This is a genomic window from Nitrosomonas sp. ANs5 (assembly GCF_050584665.1).
Classification (GTDB): domain Bacteria; phylum Pseudomonadota; class Gammaproteobacteria; order Burkholderiales; family Nitrosomonadaceae; genus Nitrosomonas.
Genome location: NZ_JBEUDO010000009.1, coordinates 1 through 14,840 on the forward strand (window position 1 = coordinate 1; position 14,840 = coordinate 14,840).

The window sequence follows — 14,840 nt, forward strand, 5'->3', positions numbered from 1 at the left end:
AGACGCAACCTGAAAATTGGAAAGGGATTTTGCCCTGAGCTGCCTGCATTCTGCTGAAAATTGCCTAAAGGGTACCTCTAAAAATTCAGCGTTTTAAACAAGACGAGGCGAGAACAAAAAATGTTGACGCGGCATATGATGGATATGTGAGGAGACATTTTTTGTGAACAACGACGTATTGTGACGAAATATGGATTTTTAGAGGTGCCCTAAAGGTCTATTCGGTTTAAGGCCAACTCTAGTACTCCGTTCCGTCAATTAGCTTACAAATGAAATCGATGGATTCGCCTGCCAAGCTAGGCGCAAACCGCAGTCATAGCCGTAGCTATGACGAGGATTTGCAACAACGCATGACAGGCGAAGGCGCGATTTTATGTAAGCGTTTTGGCGGAACGGAGTACTAGTGATCTACTGCGGACGAGCCTGATTGGCCGGATTTTATGATCCTTTTCGTTAAATAGAACGACTATTCGCCTCAAATGATCGAAAAATCCAACTCAATCAGCCTCGCCCTCGCTACGATCGCTATTCTCGGACAGCCTCCTATCCATCGACCATACAATTTGGCTCGCTCGTCATTTTATGCTTGGAACTGACCAGTGCCGTATGCTTCAGGAAATTTCTTCCAACCAGGACAGGGTAGGTCATTCTGCTTCGGTCGGACAAAGTGAAAAGATGCTTTTCGTAGTGATCGCCCACGCATAAGCCCATTCTTACGACATATCGAACTTGTTTGCCGCTGGCCTGTTTAATTGACACCTTTTTTACCAAAGGTAACGTCATCGGATGCTGGCCGCCATTGTGATCATCGAACACAAATCTGACTAATTTTTGGTCATTCGTTTCAATGACTTCTATATCCCTGGCATGCAGGGAGCTTTTTGCAGCACCTGTATCGAGCAGGGCGGGAATTTCGATATCAGCTGGTAATTTGCTATTGTCAGGGATTAATGCAACTTTCTCGACATGACCATAGATGCTGAAATTGTCTGGACTGATTTCACCGGACGGATTGCCTGGCTCTGCCGATACTGATGTGACGAGTCCCATTAGTGAGAGGGCGAGCAGGTAATGATGCATAGTCTATTCCTCCTATAAAACGAATATATAACTTCGTTATCGATTTCTCATACTCAGGATTTATCAATGATGGAAAACTGTACGGCTCGGCGTAAAACTACGCGAGGATAGCATGGGGAGGGTGCATGCCTTGCTTGCACCGACCAACTATTAGGTAGAGGGCTGTTCATATCATGAGTTCATTATATACTATCCGCCAAGCTTGCAGTTTTGGTGAACTGGAGCAAAAGACTATCCCAATTTATGCATTTGGGTTTTTCTGAAGCGATGAACCTGTGCCATGCATTTCCATCTATATCTTTATGCAATAAATATTTGAATGGGTCTTTTATGCTTTTATCCTGTCCTATAGAGAAACGAATTTCCTGACATATGTTTACTCGATTGCATCCAGGCGTTTATATCATTGCCATCATCGTTTTTCTGTTCGTAGCAGGCGGCTATTCCGCAGATACCAACTGGCGCACGGCCAGCCGCGCACGGGTAGGGCTGGCGCCCGACCCAGCCGAAACACCCGAGGCGGTAGTGCAAGTCTATGGCGCCCGCGCCTTTGGCTGGCGGGGCTATTTCGGCGTGCATACCTGGATCGCAGTCAAACCCTCATTGGCCAGGACTTATACCGTTTATGAGGTAATCGGCTGGTATTTGCGCCGAGGAGGATCGGTGCTGGCCATCCATCAAAGCGCACCCGACCGGCGCTGGTTTGGCAGCGCACCGGTATTGCTCACGGAACAGCGTGGCGAGCATGTCGATGCATTGATCGAGCGCATCGATGAAGTCGCGCGCAATTATCCCTATCAGGATCAATACACCGTCTGGCCGGGCCCCAATTCAAACACTTTTACTGCCTGGGTATCGCGAGCAATGCCGGAGCTTGAGCTGGATCTGCCTCCTACAGCGATTGGCAAGGATTATCTGGGCAGCGAGCTGACAGGCACCGCTCCCAGTGGCACGGGTTGGCAATGGTCGCTGTTCGGCTTGCTGGGCGTCACCGTGAGTGAGGTCGAGGGTTTTGAAATCAATTTGCTTGGCCTGGCATTTGGTATTGATCCGGATCCAATGGCTATCAGACTGCCTTTGATCGGGCGGATTGAGCTGACGGCAGGGCAAGGCAGCTGACGCCTCAGCTATGCGCTGTGATTTTCTTGCGCTCAAAATGCTTCTATCCCATGCATCATTTGTATCGATGTCTGTGAACCATTTGCAGTACAAGGGTGCACCCTGTGCACCGATCCGGAGGTGATCATCCCGCAAACGCTATATTTCCCGGAAACGGCCAGCGTAGTTTGCCGGTGCGCAAGCGCACCCTACGCAAAAACCGGTAACGAGCCAATTATTGTAGAGTGCACCTGTGCACTGAACCGCCGGCGATCATCCCGCAAATGCCAATTTCTCGGAAACAGCCAACGCAGCCTGCCGGTGCACAAGTGTACCCTTGCAATAACCCGCGCATGACAGCGCTTGTGATAAATAAGTGGTGGCAATAACTTGCCCGCCTGTTTCCAGGTTGAGTAAGATGTTGTGGCTAAAAAGAACAAATTGTTATGATGCGAAGTCGGATATATCAATTCAATATAGGAGGGTCGCGAATGAATGTTAAAAAATGGTCAGATGAAAAACTGACCACCACTCAAACAGAACTCGATGCATGGTGCTTCAAACACTCCAAATCCTCCTGGGCTGGGCGGTTTGAGTTGTTTCTTGCCCTGATCGGCGCGTTCGCCATTTCGACAGGTGTCGTGTTCCTCTTTTTCGATGGCATCACCGCCATGAGTTTCATTTTGATTGCGCTGGGACTGGTAACCAGCGTCACGTGGTATAAAACCGAACAACAGCGTAAAATCAATACCGGTTTCCTCGCAGAGGTCAAGACTGAAATTGCCCGCCGAGCCAAAAAGGAAGCACCTGCCAAGCCAGAGTCTGCCAAATCCAAAACAGCTCAGGCTGAAGCCGCGGTAGCCGCCAAAACCGTAGCGCCACCAGCTGCCCAGGCAGCGGCTGTGGAAAAACCCGAAACGGCTGAAAAAGCAGAAGCGACTCCTACAGCGGTATCGGAAGAAGCTGCTGAAAGAAAATAGCTTCGTCTATTCTCATTTGTCGTTTTTCAAATATTCCAGGATGCGCGCCAGATTTTCTCGGTGTGCATCCGTGGGTGCAGGGTAGTCCATTTTCAGACTTTTCATCGTTTCCAGTAAAACCGAGGAAACAATCAGACGGGTATTGCGCTTGTCATCCGCCGGCACGATATACCAGGGCGCATCGGAACTGGTGGTGGCAGCCAGGCATTCCCCATAGGCAACCTCATAGGCATCCCACAGCTTGCGTGCTTCGACGTCGGCGCAGCCAATTTTCCAGTTTTTTTCAGAATCTTCGATCCGTGCCAGAAAGCGTTTGCGCTGCTCTTCCTTGGACAGATGCAGGAAAAACTTGATGATGCGCGTGCCGTTGCGGTGCAGGTAATCTTCCAGATTGCGGATATCGGTGAAGCGCTCCTGCCAGAGCCGGTCGGGATCGATGAACTCTTCGGGAATGCGTTGCCGCGTCAGCAGCTCCGGCTGCACCCGCACCACAGCGACCTCCTCATAATAGGAGCGGTCGAAAATGCCGATCCGCCCGCGCTCCGGCAGGCGTTTGTTGGTACGCCATAAAAAATCGTGATCCAGTTCCTCCGAATTTGGTTGCTGGAAGCTGAAAACCTGACAGCCCTGCGGATTGATGCCCGACATGACATGCTTGATCGCGCCGCCCTTGCCGGCAGAATCCATGCCCTGAAAAATGAGCAATACCGCATAGTGGTTATGCGCGTAAAGCACTTCCTGCAACGCACCGATTTCCTGGCGGGATTCCTCCAGCAATTCCAGGTAATGGGATTTGGAAGTATAAAAGGGATCGATTTCAGTAGGCCATAGGGATAAATCAACCTTGCTGCCGGTTTTGACCTGAAAATTTCCAGTTTTAATATCGAGTTTCATCATGCCTCATATTGTGTTAAGCCCAATCAGTATTGGTGCGCAAGCGCACCGATCCACCGGTGACTATACCGCACAAGGCACATTTTCCGGTTCCGTCCGGCATGGTTTGATGGTGCGCAGGCGCACCCTTGGCAGCGCGGTCATCAGGGGCGTTCCAGCTGCAATTGGGAAACATCCCCCCTCGGTTGTCTATCCGGCAGGGAAGGCCGGACAAGGCGCAGTACCTTGCGGGCAGTTGCCCGGCAGACCGTCAACTTTCCGCCATAGATGCCGACTACCCGGGGTTGTTGTGGAGGGTCACACTGCAAATGAATTTCGCGTGAACGGTTGAAGGCCCGGGTCGACGACTTCGGCAATACCCGTAATCCGGCAAAGCGTTCCTGCACCCGAATGGGCCGATCGGGAAAATAATGCTGGAAACAGGCGAGCAAATACTTTTCCTCGTCCTCCAGGGGATGGGCCGTTGCCGGATCATCGTTGAACATTGTTTCGGTGGTTCCCAGCAGGGTATGTCCCTGCCATGGCAGGGCGAACACGGCACGGCGGTCCTGGGGCGCCTCCAGGTAGTAGCAGCCCTGTGCGAGTTGTCCCGCCAGCACCAGATGGCTGCCCTGCACCAGCTCGACCGGGTAACGCGGCAGGCAGGGGGTGATGCGTTGCGCGACCTGATCGATCCACGGGCCAGCGGCGTTGATCAGAACGCTGGCCGTACAGGCGAGCATTTGTTCGGCATGCCTGAATTCGATCTCGCACAGATTGCCGACCACCGTGGCCTGGGTGAACATCGTCGGACACAGCAGCTCAGCACCCAGTTGCCGGGCGGAATGCATGATTGCCTCGGTCAGGGCCTGGTCATCGGTTTGCGCATCCCAGTATTGCAATACCTGCTTCAATCCACGAGTGGAGAGGCCATCCAGTTTTTCCCATTCACGCCGGGGAATGGAGCGAAAGCGCGCACCTTCACCAAGCCCGGCCAGCAGGGCGTAGAGGCTCAAACCGATGCGCAGAGTCAGCGGGCTGCGTGAGGTGTTGTGATAAACCGGGATATGAAAAGGCTGCAGCGTGACCAGTGCAGGCGCCAGGCGCAACAGCTCGGCGCGCTCCCGCAGGCTTTCACGCACCAAACCGAGCTGTCCGCTTTCAAGATAGCGCAATCCCCCATGAATCAATTTGCTTGAACGGCTGGAGGTGCCCGCTGCCAGGGCAGTCTGCTCCAATACCAGCACATCGTATCCCGCAGCGGCCGCTGCCTGGGCCACGGCAACCCCCTGAATGCCGCCGCCAACGATTACCAGGTCATAATGCCGGGTGCCGGACATCTCGTTTCAACCCTTATACAGGTTGAGGTCGCCCGTGCGGAAGGTCTCGCAGGCTCTCCGCAAGAGCGGGTATTCAAGCAGAGTGCCGATGGTGTCGGTTTCGATCAGCATGAAGCCGGCCTGGGCGTATTGCAGCACCGTTGCATAATCGTTGACGCTGTAGATCACCCACTGCCAGGGGCCGGGCCAGAGCGTGTTCAGTTGCTGGGGCAGAATGTCGGTGCCGCAGAACAGATAATCCGGCGCCAGCTCGGTGGCGAACGCCAACTGCTGGTTGTGCCAGCGCTCGATGACCCAGCCGATGCGTGCCATGCCCCGCTCCCGGATCAGACCGACTGCATGCCGGTCGAATGAAATCATGACACATTGTGCACGAAGCGGATAAACCACATCGGAAATGGCGGCAACCGTCGTTTCCAGGCCAAAGCGGGCGATACTTTCAGCCTTGATTTCGATGAAGGCGGTGACATGCGGCCACTCCGGCAGAAGCTGGCAGAATGCCGACAAGCGAGCGATCGGCGCGGTTCGGTCGGCGGTCTTTGATCTTGAATGCGGGGCGGCAGGGTAGGGGACCGCCAAACCCTCAATGGCATCATCGTCAAGTTGGGTCAAACAGATATCGAGACCGGCCAGTCGGCCGAGATGGTCGTCATGACACAAATAGGGCGTCCGTTCACGGCTCAATTGCACATCCATCTCGACAAAACAGGCGCCTGCCTCGATGGCGGCCTCGAGCCCTGCCAGGGAATTTTCCGGATACAATGCGGGGTAACCCCGATGAGCGATGAGGTAAGGCGCTTGGTAAGTCATGATGATCTATGCCTGTGAACCCTTTTTCAGTAATGCTTCGACCAGGAAGTTATTAACGGCTACGGCGGGGTCTCTGCCGGCGCCCAAGGGTGCGCTTGCACACCGCAAAACCAGCAACGGACCACACCATGCTTCCTGTATCCTACTGGAAATATCTTGAGGCATAAAATTTTTTTCGCCCTATCTCTTTGCATTGCACGCTCATTCGTTTCGGAAACAACCATTCAAGTCTGGAGGAACCATGCGTCGTATCTATCTTCGTTTCAGCATGCTGTTGCCGGTGCTGCTGGCGGCCATCCTGTTTATTCCATTTGTCATGAACTTTCTTGCCCATGCCTGGTTTGGAGAAAAGCAGTTCGCCCCGCTTGTGATGACCAAGTTGCCCGTGGACAGCTCGGCGGTCAGCTTGCCTGATCAGGTCAAGCAATTCGAATCATTCACGGTTGGGTTACAACTGGATACCGAAAAGCTCGCGCGCCGCATCAATAGTATCGTTGAGAAATCGCCTGCCGGCATTTCCCTGCAAGGGGTGAGCGGCAGGGTATTCTCCGAAATGCAGGCGGAATTATCAGGCGAGACATTCGACATTCATCCACCCGGTCCGCAGGCGCAGCTTTATGCCAGCTATGGCGATACCAGCTGGTCATGGGCGATCACGCCGGATACCCCCGGCCGTCACGCACTTTCGCTCAAGCTTCACCTGCAAACAGCCGATACCTCCCAGGAGCACCCGCAAATCGTGGAGCTGGCTGAAATCCAGGTATTTGTAGAGAAAAATACGGCCGAGTGGATGAAGCGTTACGGTATTTGGTACATCGCCATCGCCCTGCTGGTGGCAGGGTGGGTCTGGAAGAAATGGCGCGCTAGAAATCAAACAGCATAAAACCGATGCTGATTGTCATATACCGGCCTCCGCCGCCCTTCCATAAACCTGCCGAGCGGAAATAACCCGGCTTTTTTACTGTTGTTCGCTTGATAGCAGTTGGCTGGATTTCAACATAATCCCGGTTTGAAGTGATCTGTGGTGCTCCCTTGATAAACAAACCGATTGGAAAGATTATGAATGAATGGATGAAAGCCGGCCGTGTCCTGATGCTGGTATGCATGCTGACAGGCTTGAATGCGGCATTTGCCTCGACCATGTCGATACGCCCTCCGGGCAGCAGCACTTCGCCGGATGGTTCGTCAGACTCTGGCGTCGCACAAGTGGCTGGGACACTCGAACTGGTTGCCACCGTCATCAAGAACGAAAAGCTGGAAGTATCGGGCAATGCTTTTGGCGGTGTGGACGCTTCGTCGCTGACGCTGCTTGACAGCCCGGCCGGCACTTATGGATTGCTGGATATTTCAAACGGTGTGTACCGTTACGTGTTGCGCAACGATGCGCAACACGTACAGGCGCTCGGGCCCAATGAAGTGGCGCAGGAGGTTTTCAACTACCAGCTGACTCATGCCAGTGGTGCCAGAACTGATGTAAAACTGACCATTTTCATTCTCGGCAATCCATCGGTATCCTTCGACAACGTCGAGATCGAATTCAACGATCGTTCAAGCGATGCCAATCCCATCCACGCCGGCAATTCGCAACAGCCGGGGCAGATCATGCGCGGGCAGCTGAGCGCGTCCAGCGACCAGGACTGGTTCATTTTCAACAGCCTCGGCAACGAAATCATCAATATTGCCCTGTGCCCGGAAGGCACTTCCTGTATGGATGAGAACAGCTGGGTGCTGTATGTGTTCGACGCCGACCAGCTGGCCCAGCATCCGCATGAGGACAAAACCTACCCGCTCAGATGGTACAGCAACGATACCTTTGAAACCCTGGCGGTCGCACACGCCAACCATCCCTATCTGCTCTACAACAAGGGCTTCATGCGAGACAGCCTGGTCGGCATTATCGATCCCTGCTTCGGTAACCGCCGCACCGTTGATATCGGCGTCGGCCCGCAGCCCAAAAATTACCTGGTGCTGATTTCGTCCCCGCTGCTGCGCGATGGCGAAGACAAAGATTGCGCCAATGGTGATGTGGTATTGAAGCGAGACGGGCCGAAACTCGACACCGATAACGGCACCACCGAAGAATATATCGTGGCCTATCCGTACTCGGATGATCAGTACAGCTTCAGCGTCACCCGCACCGGCGCCGATCCGTTCGCGGTCCTGTCGCTCCTCAGCACGCAATTCGACGCGGTCGGCCGCCGGGCCAGCGTGCCGATGCTGCGCGCCAACAACCAATTGTACGCAGTTGAGCTGGAGCAGGTGGTGACGGCGCAAAGCGCCGAGGCTCCGGCAACCTTTGCCATTCAATCGGCCCAGTTGCTGAATGTACCCGCGGCGGCCGATCCTTACCAGGCCACCTACAATCCGGCCAATCAGATCGTCAGGCTGCCACAAGTGGCCGATGCCCAAACCGGCGCACTCTTCTCCGTGGAGCTGCTGCTCCATCCTGCCAACGGCACGCTCACCTTGCTCAAGGCCGAGCCGATCCCGCAGTAAACCGGCAACAGGCCGCTTTCGCTTGCAAAAGCGGGAGCGGCCGGCATGCCCTGGAACGATGCGCTCAAGCAAATGCGCAGCCTGCCGTTTCAACCTGCTGACAATCCTTTCAACCTGATATCTGCGGAGGCCATCTTGATTCTGCTCGCCAGTAACAGCCAGCAATTGCTGGACCAATGGAGGGAAGGGGTATCCAGTCTGTCGCCCGTGCTTTGCATACGCGAATTGAATCTACTTCTCAGAGAAATGCAGAAACGGACACCCCCGGTACTGCTGCTCGATCATGACATGCTGGGCGTAAACAGCCTGACGGAAATGGAAACACTGCTGCAGAGCAGCCCCAAAACCAAGGTCATCGTTTCCAGCCTGGGCATCTCCGATGAAATGGAATGGCAATTGTTCCGACTCGGCATACGCGGCTGCTGCCGCGAACCCTTGCCACCGGCCGCAATCGAGCGCATGGTGCAAGCAGTCTGGCAAGGGGAGTTATGGATGCGGCGCAAACTGGTTGGCTACATGTTCGAGGAACTGGCCACCACCACCCAGGAGAAACGGCATATCGAGCATGCAGTCAACAACCTGCTCGAGAACCTGACCCGGCGCGAATACGAAATCGCGCTGCTGGTCGGCCGTGGAGAAAGCAACAAAGGCATCGCCCGGCAACTCGATATCGCCGAACGTACCGTCAAGGCTCACCTCACCGAAATATTCCGCAAACTCGCCATCACCGACCGCATCAAACTCGCGCTGCTGATCAAGGACACCGCCAACCTCGACCACACCGACACCCACAGCCATTCTTCATAGCGCGCGGTCGGCGCAATACCGACCGCCGTTAACCACGCCGTACACGCTATCTTTCCCGGCCATGGTCCGCGAGGCTGAGCGGTGCACAGGTGCACCCTACGCAAAACCGGCAACGAGCCGATTATTGTAATGGACACCCTGTACACCGATCCGGAGATAACCATGCCAACTTTCACCCATCCGCTGTCCCCAAATCCATAAAACCGATCCATGCCCAACTACCGAAGGGACGATACCAAAGGCGGCATGTATTTCTTCACGGTGGTGACGCATCACCGGCAAAAGCTGCTTTGCCGTGAAGTGGTCAGGCAGGCGTTGCGGGCAGCCATCAAGGCCGTTCGGGTTTCCCATCCGTTCACGATCGAGGCTTGGGTGCTGCTGCCGGATCATCTGCATTGCATCTGGACCTTGCCGCCCGGCGATGCCGATTTCAGCGTGCGCTGGTCCAAAATCAAGCGTTGCGTTTCCAGGCAATGCGGTTTGGAAACAAACCGGTTGCACCGATGCGGGCAGCAAAGAAAGGAATCCTCGCTCTGGCAGCGGCGCTTCTGGGAACACCGGATCCGGGACGAGCAAGATTACCGGCGGCATATGGATTATTTGCATTACAACCCGGTTAAGCATGGTTTGGTGGCGCAAGTGGGCGATTGGCCCTATTCGACATTTCATCGCCTTGTCCGGCAGGGGATATACGAGCCCGATTGGGCGGGCGTGGTATCGGAGCAAGCATTGACAGACACAGGTGAACCATGAACGCCGTAGGGTGCACCTGTGCACCGGTTTGCCGGTGGCTATGCCGTGTTGGTTGCGTTTTGCGGTGTGGTTGAGAGGGTTTGGCGGTGCACGGGTGCACCCTACACGGGCAATTCAATTATTGGGTGTATTTGTACCCGATTGGGGGCGTGGCTTTGGGGCAAGCATTGACAGACACCGGCGAACCGTGAACGCCGTAGGGTGCGCTCGTGCACCGGTTTGCCGGTGGCTATGCCGTGGTGGTTGCGTTTGGCGGTGTGGTTGACGGGGTTTGGCGGTGCACGGGTGCACCTACGCGGGCAATCCAATTATCGGGTGTATTTGTACCCGATTGGGTGGGCGTGGCTTTGGGGCAGGCGTTGGCAGATGCCGGTGAGCCGTGAAAGCCGTAGGGTGCACTCGTGCACCGGTTTGCCGGTGGCTATGCCGTGTTGGTTGCGTTTTGCGGTGTGGTTGAGAGGGGTTGGCGGTGCACAGGTGCGCCCGATGCAGTGCAATCCAATTATCGGGTGTATTTGTACCCGATTGGGTGGGTGTGGCTTTGGGGCAGGCATTGGCAGATGCCGGTGAGCCATGAAAGCCGTAGGGTGCACTCGTGCACCGATTTGCCGGTGGCTATGCCGTGGTGGTTGCGTTTTGCGGTGTGGTTGGGAGGGGTTGGCGGTGCACAGGTGCACCCTACGCGTGGCAATTCAATTATCGGGTGTATTTGTACCCGATTGGGTGGGCGTGGCTTTGGGGTCGGCGTTAACAGATACCGGTGAGCCATGAAAGCCGTAGGGTGCACTCGTGCACCGGTTTGCCGGTGGCTATGCCGTGGTGGTTGCGTTTTGCGGTGTGGTTGAGAGGGTTTGGCGGTGCACAGGTGCACCCTACGCGGGCAATTCAATTGTCGGGTGTATTTGTACCCGATTGGGTGGGCGTGGCTTTGGGGTGGGCATTGGCAGATGCCGGTGAGCTGTGAACGTCGTAGGGTGCACTCGTGCACCGGTTTGCCGGGGGCTATGCCGTGGTGGTTGCGTTTGGCGGTGTGGTTGACGGGGGTTGGCGGTGCACGGGTGCACCCTACGCGGGCAATTCAATTATTGGGTGTATTTGTGCCCGATTGGGTGGGCGTGGATTTGGGGTAGGCATTGGCGGATGCCGGTGAGCCGTGAACGCCGTAGGGTGCACTCGTGCACCGGTTTGCCGGGGGCTATGCCACGCTTGTCACGTTGTCCGGCGGCGGTTGATGCGGTTTGCGGGTGTGTGGGGCGGTGGAATGTAGGCGGCCGGGCAGGTGATGCCGAACTTGAATTCAAGTAATAAGTGCATAACCCACCAACTTTTCAGCATCCATGCCGGATAGTTCGTGAAACACCTCGTAAGGTGTTTTGAACCCCAGGCACTTCCTTGGTCTGTTGTTTAGTTTATGCACAGCTTCAAATACTTGCCGAGTGGTCACGTCCAACAACCCCATTGCCTTGGGGAAGTATTGGCGTAACAGCCCATTGGCATTCTCGTTTTGTCCTCGCTCCCACGAATGATAGGGCTTGGCGAAATATGTTTTGCATTCAATGGCCTGGGCAACTTGCTCATGTTTGGCAAACTCTTTTCCGTTGTCGAAGGTGAGCGTATGTACCCAATCTTTAAAGCCGCCCAGCAAGGCGATTATGCTGCCTGTCACCGCTTCTGCGGTTTTGTTCGCTACGGGGAACGCCAGACGTAGCTTGGATTTACGTTCGTCCAGTGTAACCATCGCACCTTTCTGCCCTTTGCCGATCATGGTGTCCGCTTCCCAATCACCCAAACGTTCACGTTGATTGGCGACCGGAGGACGTTCGTCAATGTCCACCCGGTTGGGGATGCCTTTGACGCTGCCTGTATTGCTGCCGTAACGCTTGCGGTATTTCTTCGAATGGTGGCGCAGATTCAGATATAGCTTGCCACCCGCCCGCTTGTCCTTTAGCACATGCTGGTAAATGGTTTCATGGCAAACCGTCGACCTGCCTTCCGCCTTGAGACGGCCACTGATTTGCTCGGGACTCCATTGCCGTTCAAGCAACCTCTCAAGGCTATCCACTAGTGCTGAAGTCAGCTTGACCGCTTTGGGCTTGTCCACATGACGTTGCCGAGCCTTGCCGTGAGCTTGTTTATGCCGGTAGCCACGCTGACCACAGTTACGCACCAGTTCACGACTGATACTCGATTGGCTGCGCCCCAGTGCTAATGCGATGGTTGTCGTCGAATCCTGCATCTTGTGTCGTTTTTCAATATAGTGCCTCTCCTCAGAGGTAAGGTGTGTGTAAGCCATGAAGCTCTCCCGTTAGTAATTTTTCGGGATGTTTTTTACCACATCCTGCTTCTGCCTCATGAGGAAAGTCGCATCCCGTATCGATTAGCGGGTTATGCACTTATTATACGAATTCGCCGAAGAAAAAAATTAAAAGAATGTCAAAGTATGTCGTTAACATTTTCACCAGCATGGTTCGCCATTGGGTCGTACCAAGGTACGAGGTACCACAGTACGATAGGCGCGCCATTGGTGATGAGGCAGAATGCCAACCGTGACGTAAACAAACAGCAGTCACTTTCCAAACCAACCTGAAGGAGAAACAACGTGAACAAACTGATTCAATCCGCCAAACAATTCTGGAATGACGAACAAGGTGTAACGGCTATTGAATATGCTTTGATTGCAGCTTTGATAGCAGTGGCGATAATTGTAGCAGTTAGAGCTGTAGGCACAGACCTTACTGCTGTGTTTAATAAAATCTCGACAGAACTTAAGGGCGTTTAATTGAGAACGAATTCAATTTAAGTATTAGTTATTTTTATTTAGAAACCCGGCCAAGGCCGGGTTTCTAAGAAAAAATTATGTCCTTACTTATTGTATTTATTTTATTGATATTGCTGTTTTTTGCAGTATGGCAAGATCTACGTAGTTATCGTATACCAAATAAACTTGTATTGACCGGGGTACTTATTGGATTGTCGCTGAATGCACTATTACCAATGACTGTTGGCGGTTTAGGTTTTCAGGCGGCCTTTTTGGGATTATGCGTCGGTTTGATAATACTAATGCCGTTGTATATTCTGAATGTTATGGGAGCTGGAGATATCAAGCTCATGGCCATGATCGGCGCATTTGTTGGCCCTGGCGCGATGCTGTGGATAACGTTGTATGTATTGATCGCAGGTGGTGTATTGGCAATCGGCGTGTCGCTGCTGCGCGGCAGGATGATGCAAGTGGTGGATAATCTCAAGTTGACCATGCTGCTGAAAATGGCCAAGTCGCCCGGTTGGCGGCTGCCGATCGACGCGACCGCTGCGACCACCGTCAACAAGCTGCCGTATGGCGTGGCGATCGCCAGCGGCACCATTGTCTATCTGCTGACAGTCTGAGCAGCAATAGCCGGACCCGAGCCAAGCTTCAAGCTTGCTGCCATTTGCCGTGAAATGGACGGCAGGTGGTGTTTTTTTTGCAGTGCGTGTTGGCACCGATGGATACGGTGCGCGGGCGCACCCTACCAGGGCGTGGTAGACCGGTCCCGGAATCCGCTGCGCCTGTCTTTTGTCCTCCCGCTTTTTCCTCAACTTTCTCTCCCGATGACCGTAACCATGTGTGCGGGGCGATTCCATGTGCGCAGCGTGCATAGGTGATCGGCAAGCGCAATTTGGGAATAACGTCCTTTTATGCATCTGTTCTAACAATTGCGGTGAGGGTGTCTGCGATAGATTTGGCTGATCGATGTCAGGGTGATGATAAGAATGCAAAATGAATTGTGTGACTGGGTTAACCATCGAGGGGTGAATCAATGAGGAATTTCGGCGCGCTGGGAATGATGGCCGTTTCGCTGTTGCTGGGCCTGGCCGCGGTGGTGGTGGCGGCCAAATGGATCAACAGCCGGGTGAATGTCGATGCCTCCCGGGTAGTGGTGGCCGACCGGGAAATCCATATCGGCACGCGGCTGTCGGCGGATCTGCTGAGAACGATCGACTGGCCGAGCGGCAATCTGCCCGATGGGGCATTTCACGACAGCTCGCTGCTGGCCGGGCGGGTTGCCAGGGTCAATCTGCAGCGCGGGGAACCGCTGCTCGAATCCAAACTGGCGCCGGAAGGTACCGCTGGCGGCTTGTCGGGGGTGATTGCCGATGGCAAGCGGGCGATTACGGTGCGGGTGAACGATGTGGTCGGGGTGGCGGGCTTCGCCCTGCCGGGCAGCCTGGTGGATATTCTGGTCAATACCAGGGATGACAGCAAGCGGCCGATCTCCAAGATTGTGCTGGAAAAGATTCTGGTGCTGGCTATCGCGCAGGATCTGGCCCGCGATGAGACCAAGCCGCGCGTGGTCAATGCCGTCACCCTGGAAGTGACGCCGGAACAGGCGGAACGGCTTGATCTGGCGCGCAGCGTGGGATCGCTGTCACTGGTGCTGCGCAACCAGATCGACCGCAGCCTGGGCGCGACCCAGGGGGTGCGCACGCGCGATTTGCTTGGCGACGAAGTGGTCGCCGAGCCTGAACAAGTGAAGAAGCCGGTTGTGTACCGGCGTGCAGCGGTACCTGCCCCTTCGGTCGAAATCATCCGCGGCCTTCATAAATCCAATACTCGCTAACGAAA

The 14,840-nt window shown here is 54.6% G+C and carries 17 protein-coding genes; 12 read left to right on the forward strand and 5 right to left on the reverse strand.

The features are described 5' to 3' along the window. Positions 1–543: 543 nt before the first annotated feature. On the reverse strand, positions 544–1,080 hold the full coding sequence (locus ABTW62_RS03630; RefSeq protein WP_430903225.1) for an ATP-dependent zinc protease family protein: 537 nt from the start codon (positions 1,078–1,080) through the stop codon (positions 544–546). A 372-nt stretch (positions 1,081–1,452) separates the two neighbouring features. On the opposite strand from ABTW62_RS03630, the gene ABTW62_RS03635 reads away from it, so the two are divergent. Next, positions 1,453–2,199 carry a DUF3750 domain-containing protein gene (locus ABTW62_RS03635; RefSeq protein WP_430903226.1) on the forward strand — a complete coding sequence of 249 codons (747 nt, stop codon included), beginning with the start codon at positions 1,453–1,455 and terminating at the stop codon, positions 2,197–2,199. Between the two features lie 470 nt (positions 2,200–2,669). After that, entirely contained in the window at positions 2,670–3,158 is a 489-nt protein-coding gene (locus ABTW62_RS03640) for a hypothetical protein (protein ID WP_430903227.1), read from the forward strand. Between the two features lie 12 nt (positions 3,159–3,170). Here the strand turns inward: ABTW62_RS03640 and ABTW62_RS03645 are convergent, their stop codons facing one another. From ABTW62_RS03645 to ABTW62_RS03655, 3 genes are all read right to left on the reverse strand, one after another. After that, on the reverse strand, positions 3,171–4,055 hold the full coding sequence (locus ABTW62_RS03645; protein ID WP_430903228.1) for an ADP-polyphosphate phosphotransferase: 885 nt from the start codon (positions 4,053–4,055) through the stop codon (positions 3,171–3,173). Positions 4,056–4,195: 140 nt separating this feature from the next. Continuing rightward, a complete protein-coding gene (locus ABTW62_RS03650) occupies positions 4,196–5,371 on the reverse strand; it encodes a glycerol-3-phosphate dehydrogenase/oxidase (RefSeq protein ID WP_430903229.1) in 1,176 nt (391 codons plus the stop codon). Positions 5,372–5,377: 6 nt separating this feature from the next. Then, positions 5,378–6,181, reverse strand: coding sequence for a glycerophosphodiester phosphodiesterase family protein (locus ABTW62_RS03655; RefSeq protein ID WP_430903230.1), 804 nt, complete (start codon positions 6,179–6,181; stop codon positions 5,378–5,380). A gap of 241 nt (positions 6,182–6,422) precedes the next feature. On the opposite strand from ABTW62_RS03655, the gene ABTW62_RS03660 reads away from it, so the two are divergent. From ABTW62_RS03660 to ABTW62_RS03690, 7 genes are all read left to right on the forward strand, one after another. Continuing rightward, positions 6,423–7,064, forward strand: a complete 642-nt coding sequence (locus ABTW62_RS03660) for a hypothetical protein (RefSeq protein WP_430903231.1) — start codon at positions 6,423–6,425, stop codon at positions 7,062–7,064. Between the two features lie 176 nt (positions 7,065–7,240). Then, entirely contained in the window at positions 7,241–8,677 is a 1,437-nt protein-coding gene (locus tag ABTW62_RS03665) for a VCBS domain-containing protein (RefSeq protein ID WP_430903232.1), read from the forward strand. Between the two features lie 45 nt (positions 8,678–8,722). Continuing rightward, complete coding sequence (locus tag ABTW62_RS03670; protein WP_430903233.1) at positions 8,723–9,484, forward strand: LuxR C-terminal-related transcriptional regulator; 762 nt, start codon at positions 8,723–8,725, stop codon at positions 9,482–9,484. A 210-nt stretch (positions 9,485–9,694) separates the two neighbouring features. Then, positions 9,695–10,237 (forward strand): REP-associated tyrosine transposase, encoded by a 543-nt coding sequence (locus ABTW62_RS03675; RefSeq protein WP_430903234.1) that lies wholly within the window; start codon positions 9,695–9,697, stop codon positions 10,235–10,237. Positions 10,238–10,446: 209 nt separating this feature from the next. Beyond that, a complete protein-coding gene (locus tag ABTW62_RS03680) occupies positions 10,447–10,620 on the forward strand; it encodes a hypothetical protein (RefSeq protein ID WP_430903235.1) in 174 nt (57 codons plus the stop codon). A gap of 428 nt (positions 10,621–11,048) precedes the next feature. Further along, positions 11,049–11,201, forward strand: coding sequence for a hypothetical protein (locus ABTW62_RS03685; RefSeq protein WP_430903236.1), 153 nt, complete (start codon positions 11,049–11,051; stop codon positions 11,199–11,201). Positions 11,202–11,241: 40 nt separating this feature from the next. Further along, a complete protein-coding gene (locus ABTW62_RS03690) occupies positions 11,242–11,367 on the forward strand; it encodes a hypothetical protein (RefSeq protein ID WP_430903237.1) in 126 nt (41 codons plus the stop codon). A gap of 167 nt (positions 11,368–11,534) precedes the next feature. On the opposite strand, the gene ABTW62_RS03695 is transcribed toward ABTW62_RS03690, so the two are convergent. Further along, the gene (locus ABTW62_RS03695; protein ID WP_430903238.1) at positions 11,535–12,530 is read right to left on the reverse strand and encodes an IS30 family transposase; all 996 of its coding nucleotides are present in this window, start codon (positions 12,528–12,530) and stop codon (positions 11,535–11,537) included. Between the two features lie 306 nt (positions 12,531–12,836). Here ABTW62_RS03695 and ABTW62_RS03700 point away from each other — a divergent pair, with 306 nt between their 5' ends. The 3 genes from ABTW62_RS03700 to cpaB all read left to right on the forward strand — a co-directional run bounded on the left by ABTW62_RS03700 (position 12,837) and on the right by cpaB (position 14,835). Then, a complete protein-coding gene (locus tag ABTW62_RS03700; protein ID WP_430903239.1) occupies positions 12,837–13,016 on the forward strand; it encodes a Flp family type IVb pilin in 180 nt (59 codons plus the stop codon). Between the two features lie 77 nt (positions 13,017–13,093). Further along, complete coding sequence (locus ABTW62_RS03705; RefSeq protein ID WP_430903240.1) at positions 13,094–13,621, forward strand: A24 family peptidase; 528 nt, start codon at positions 13,094–13,096, stop codon at positions 13,619–13,621. A gap of 413 nt (positions 13,622–14,034) precedes the next feature. After that, entirely contained in the window at positions 14,035–14,835 is an 801-nt protein-coding gene (gene cpaB, locus ABTW62_RS03710) for a Flp pilus assembly protein CpaB (RefSeq protein ID WP_430903241.1), read from the forward strand. The last annotated feature ends 5 nt before the right edge of the window (positions 14,836–14,840 follow it).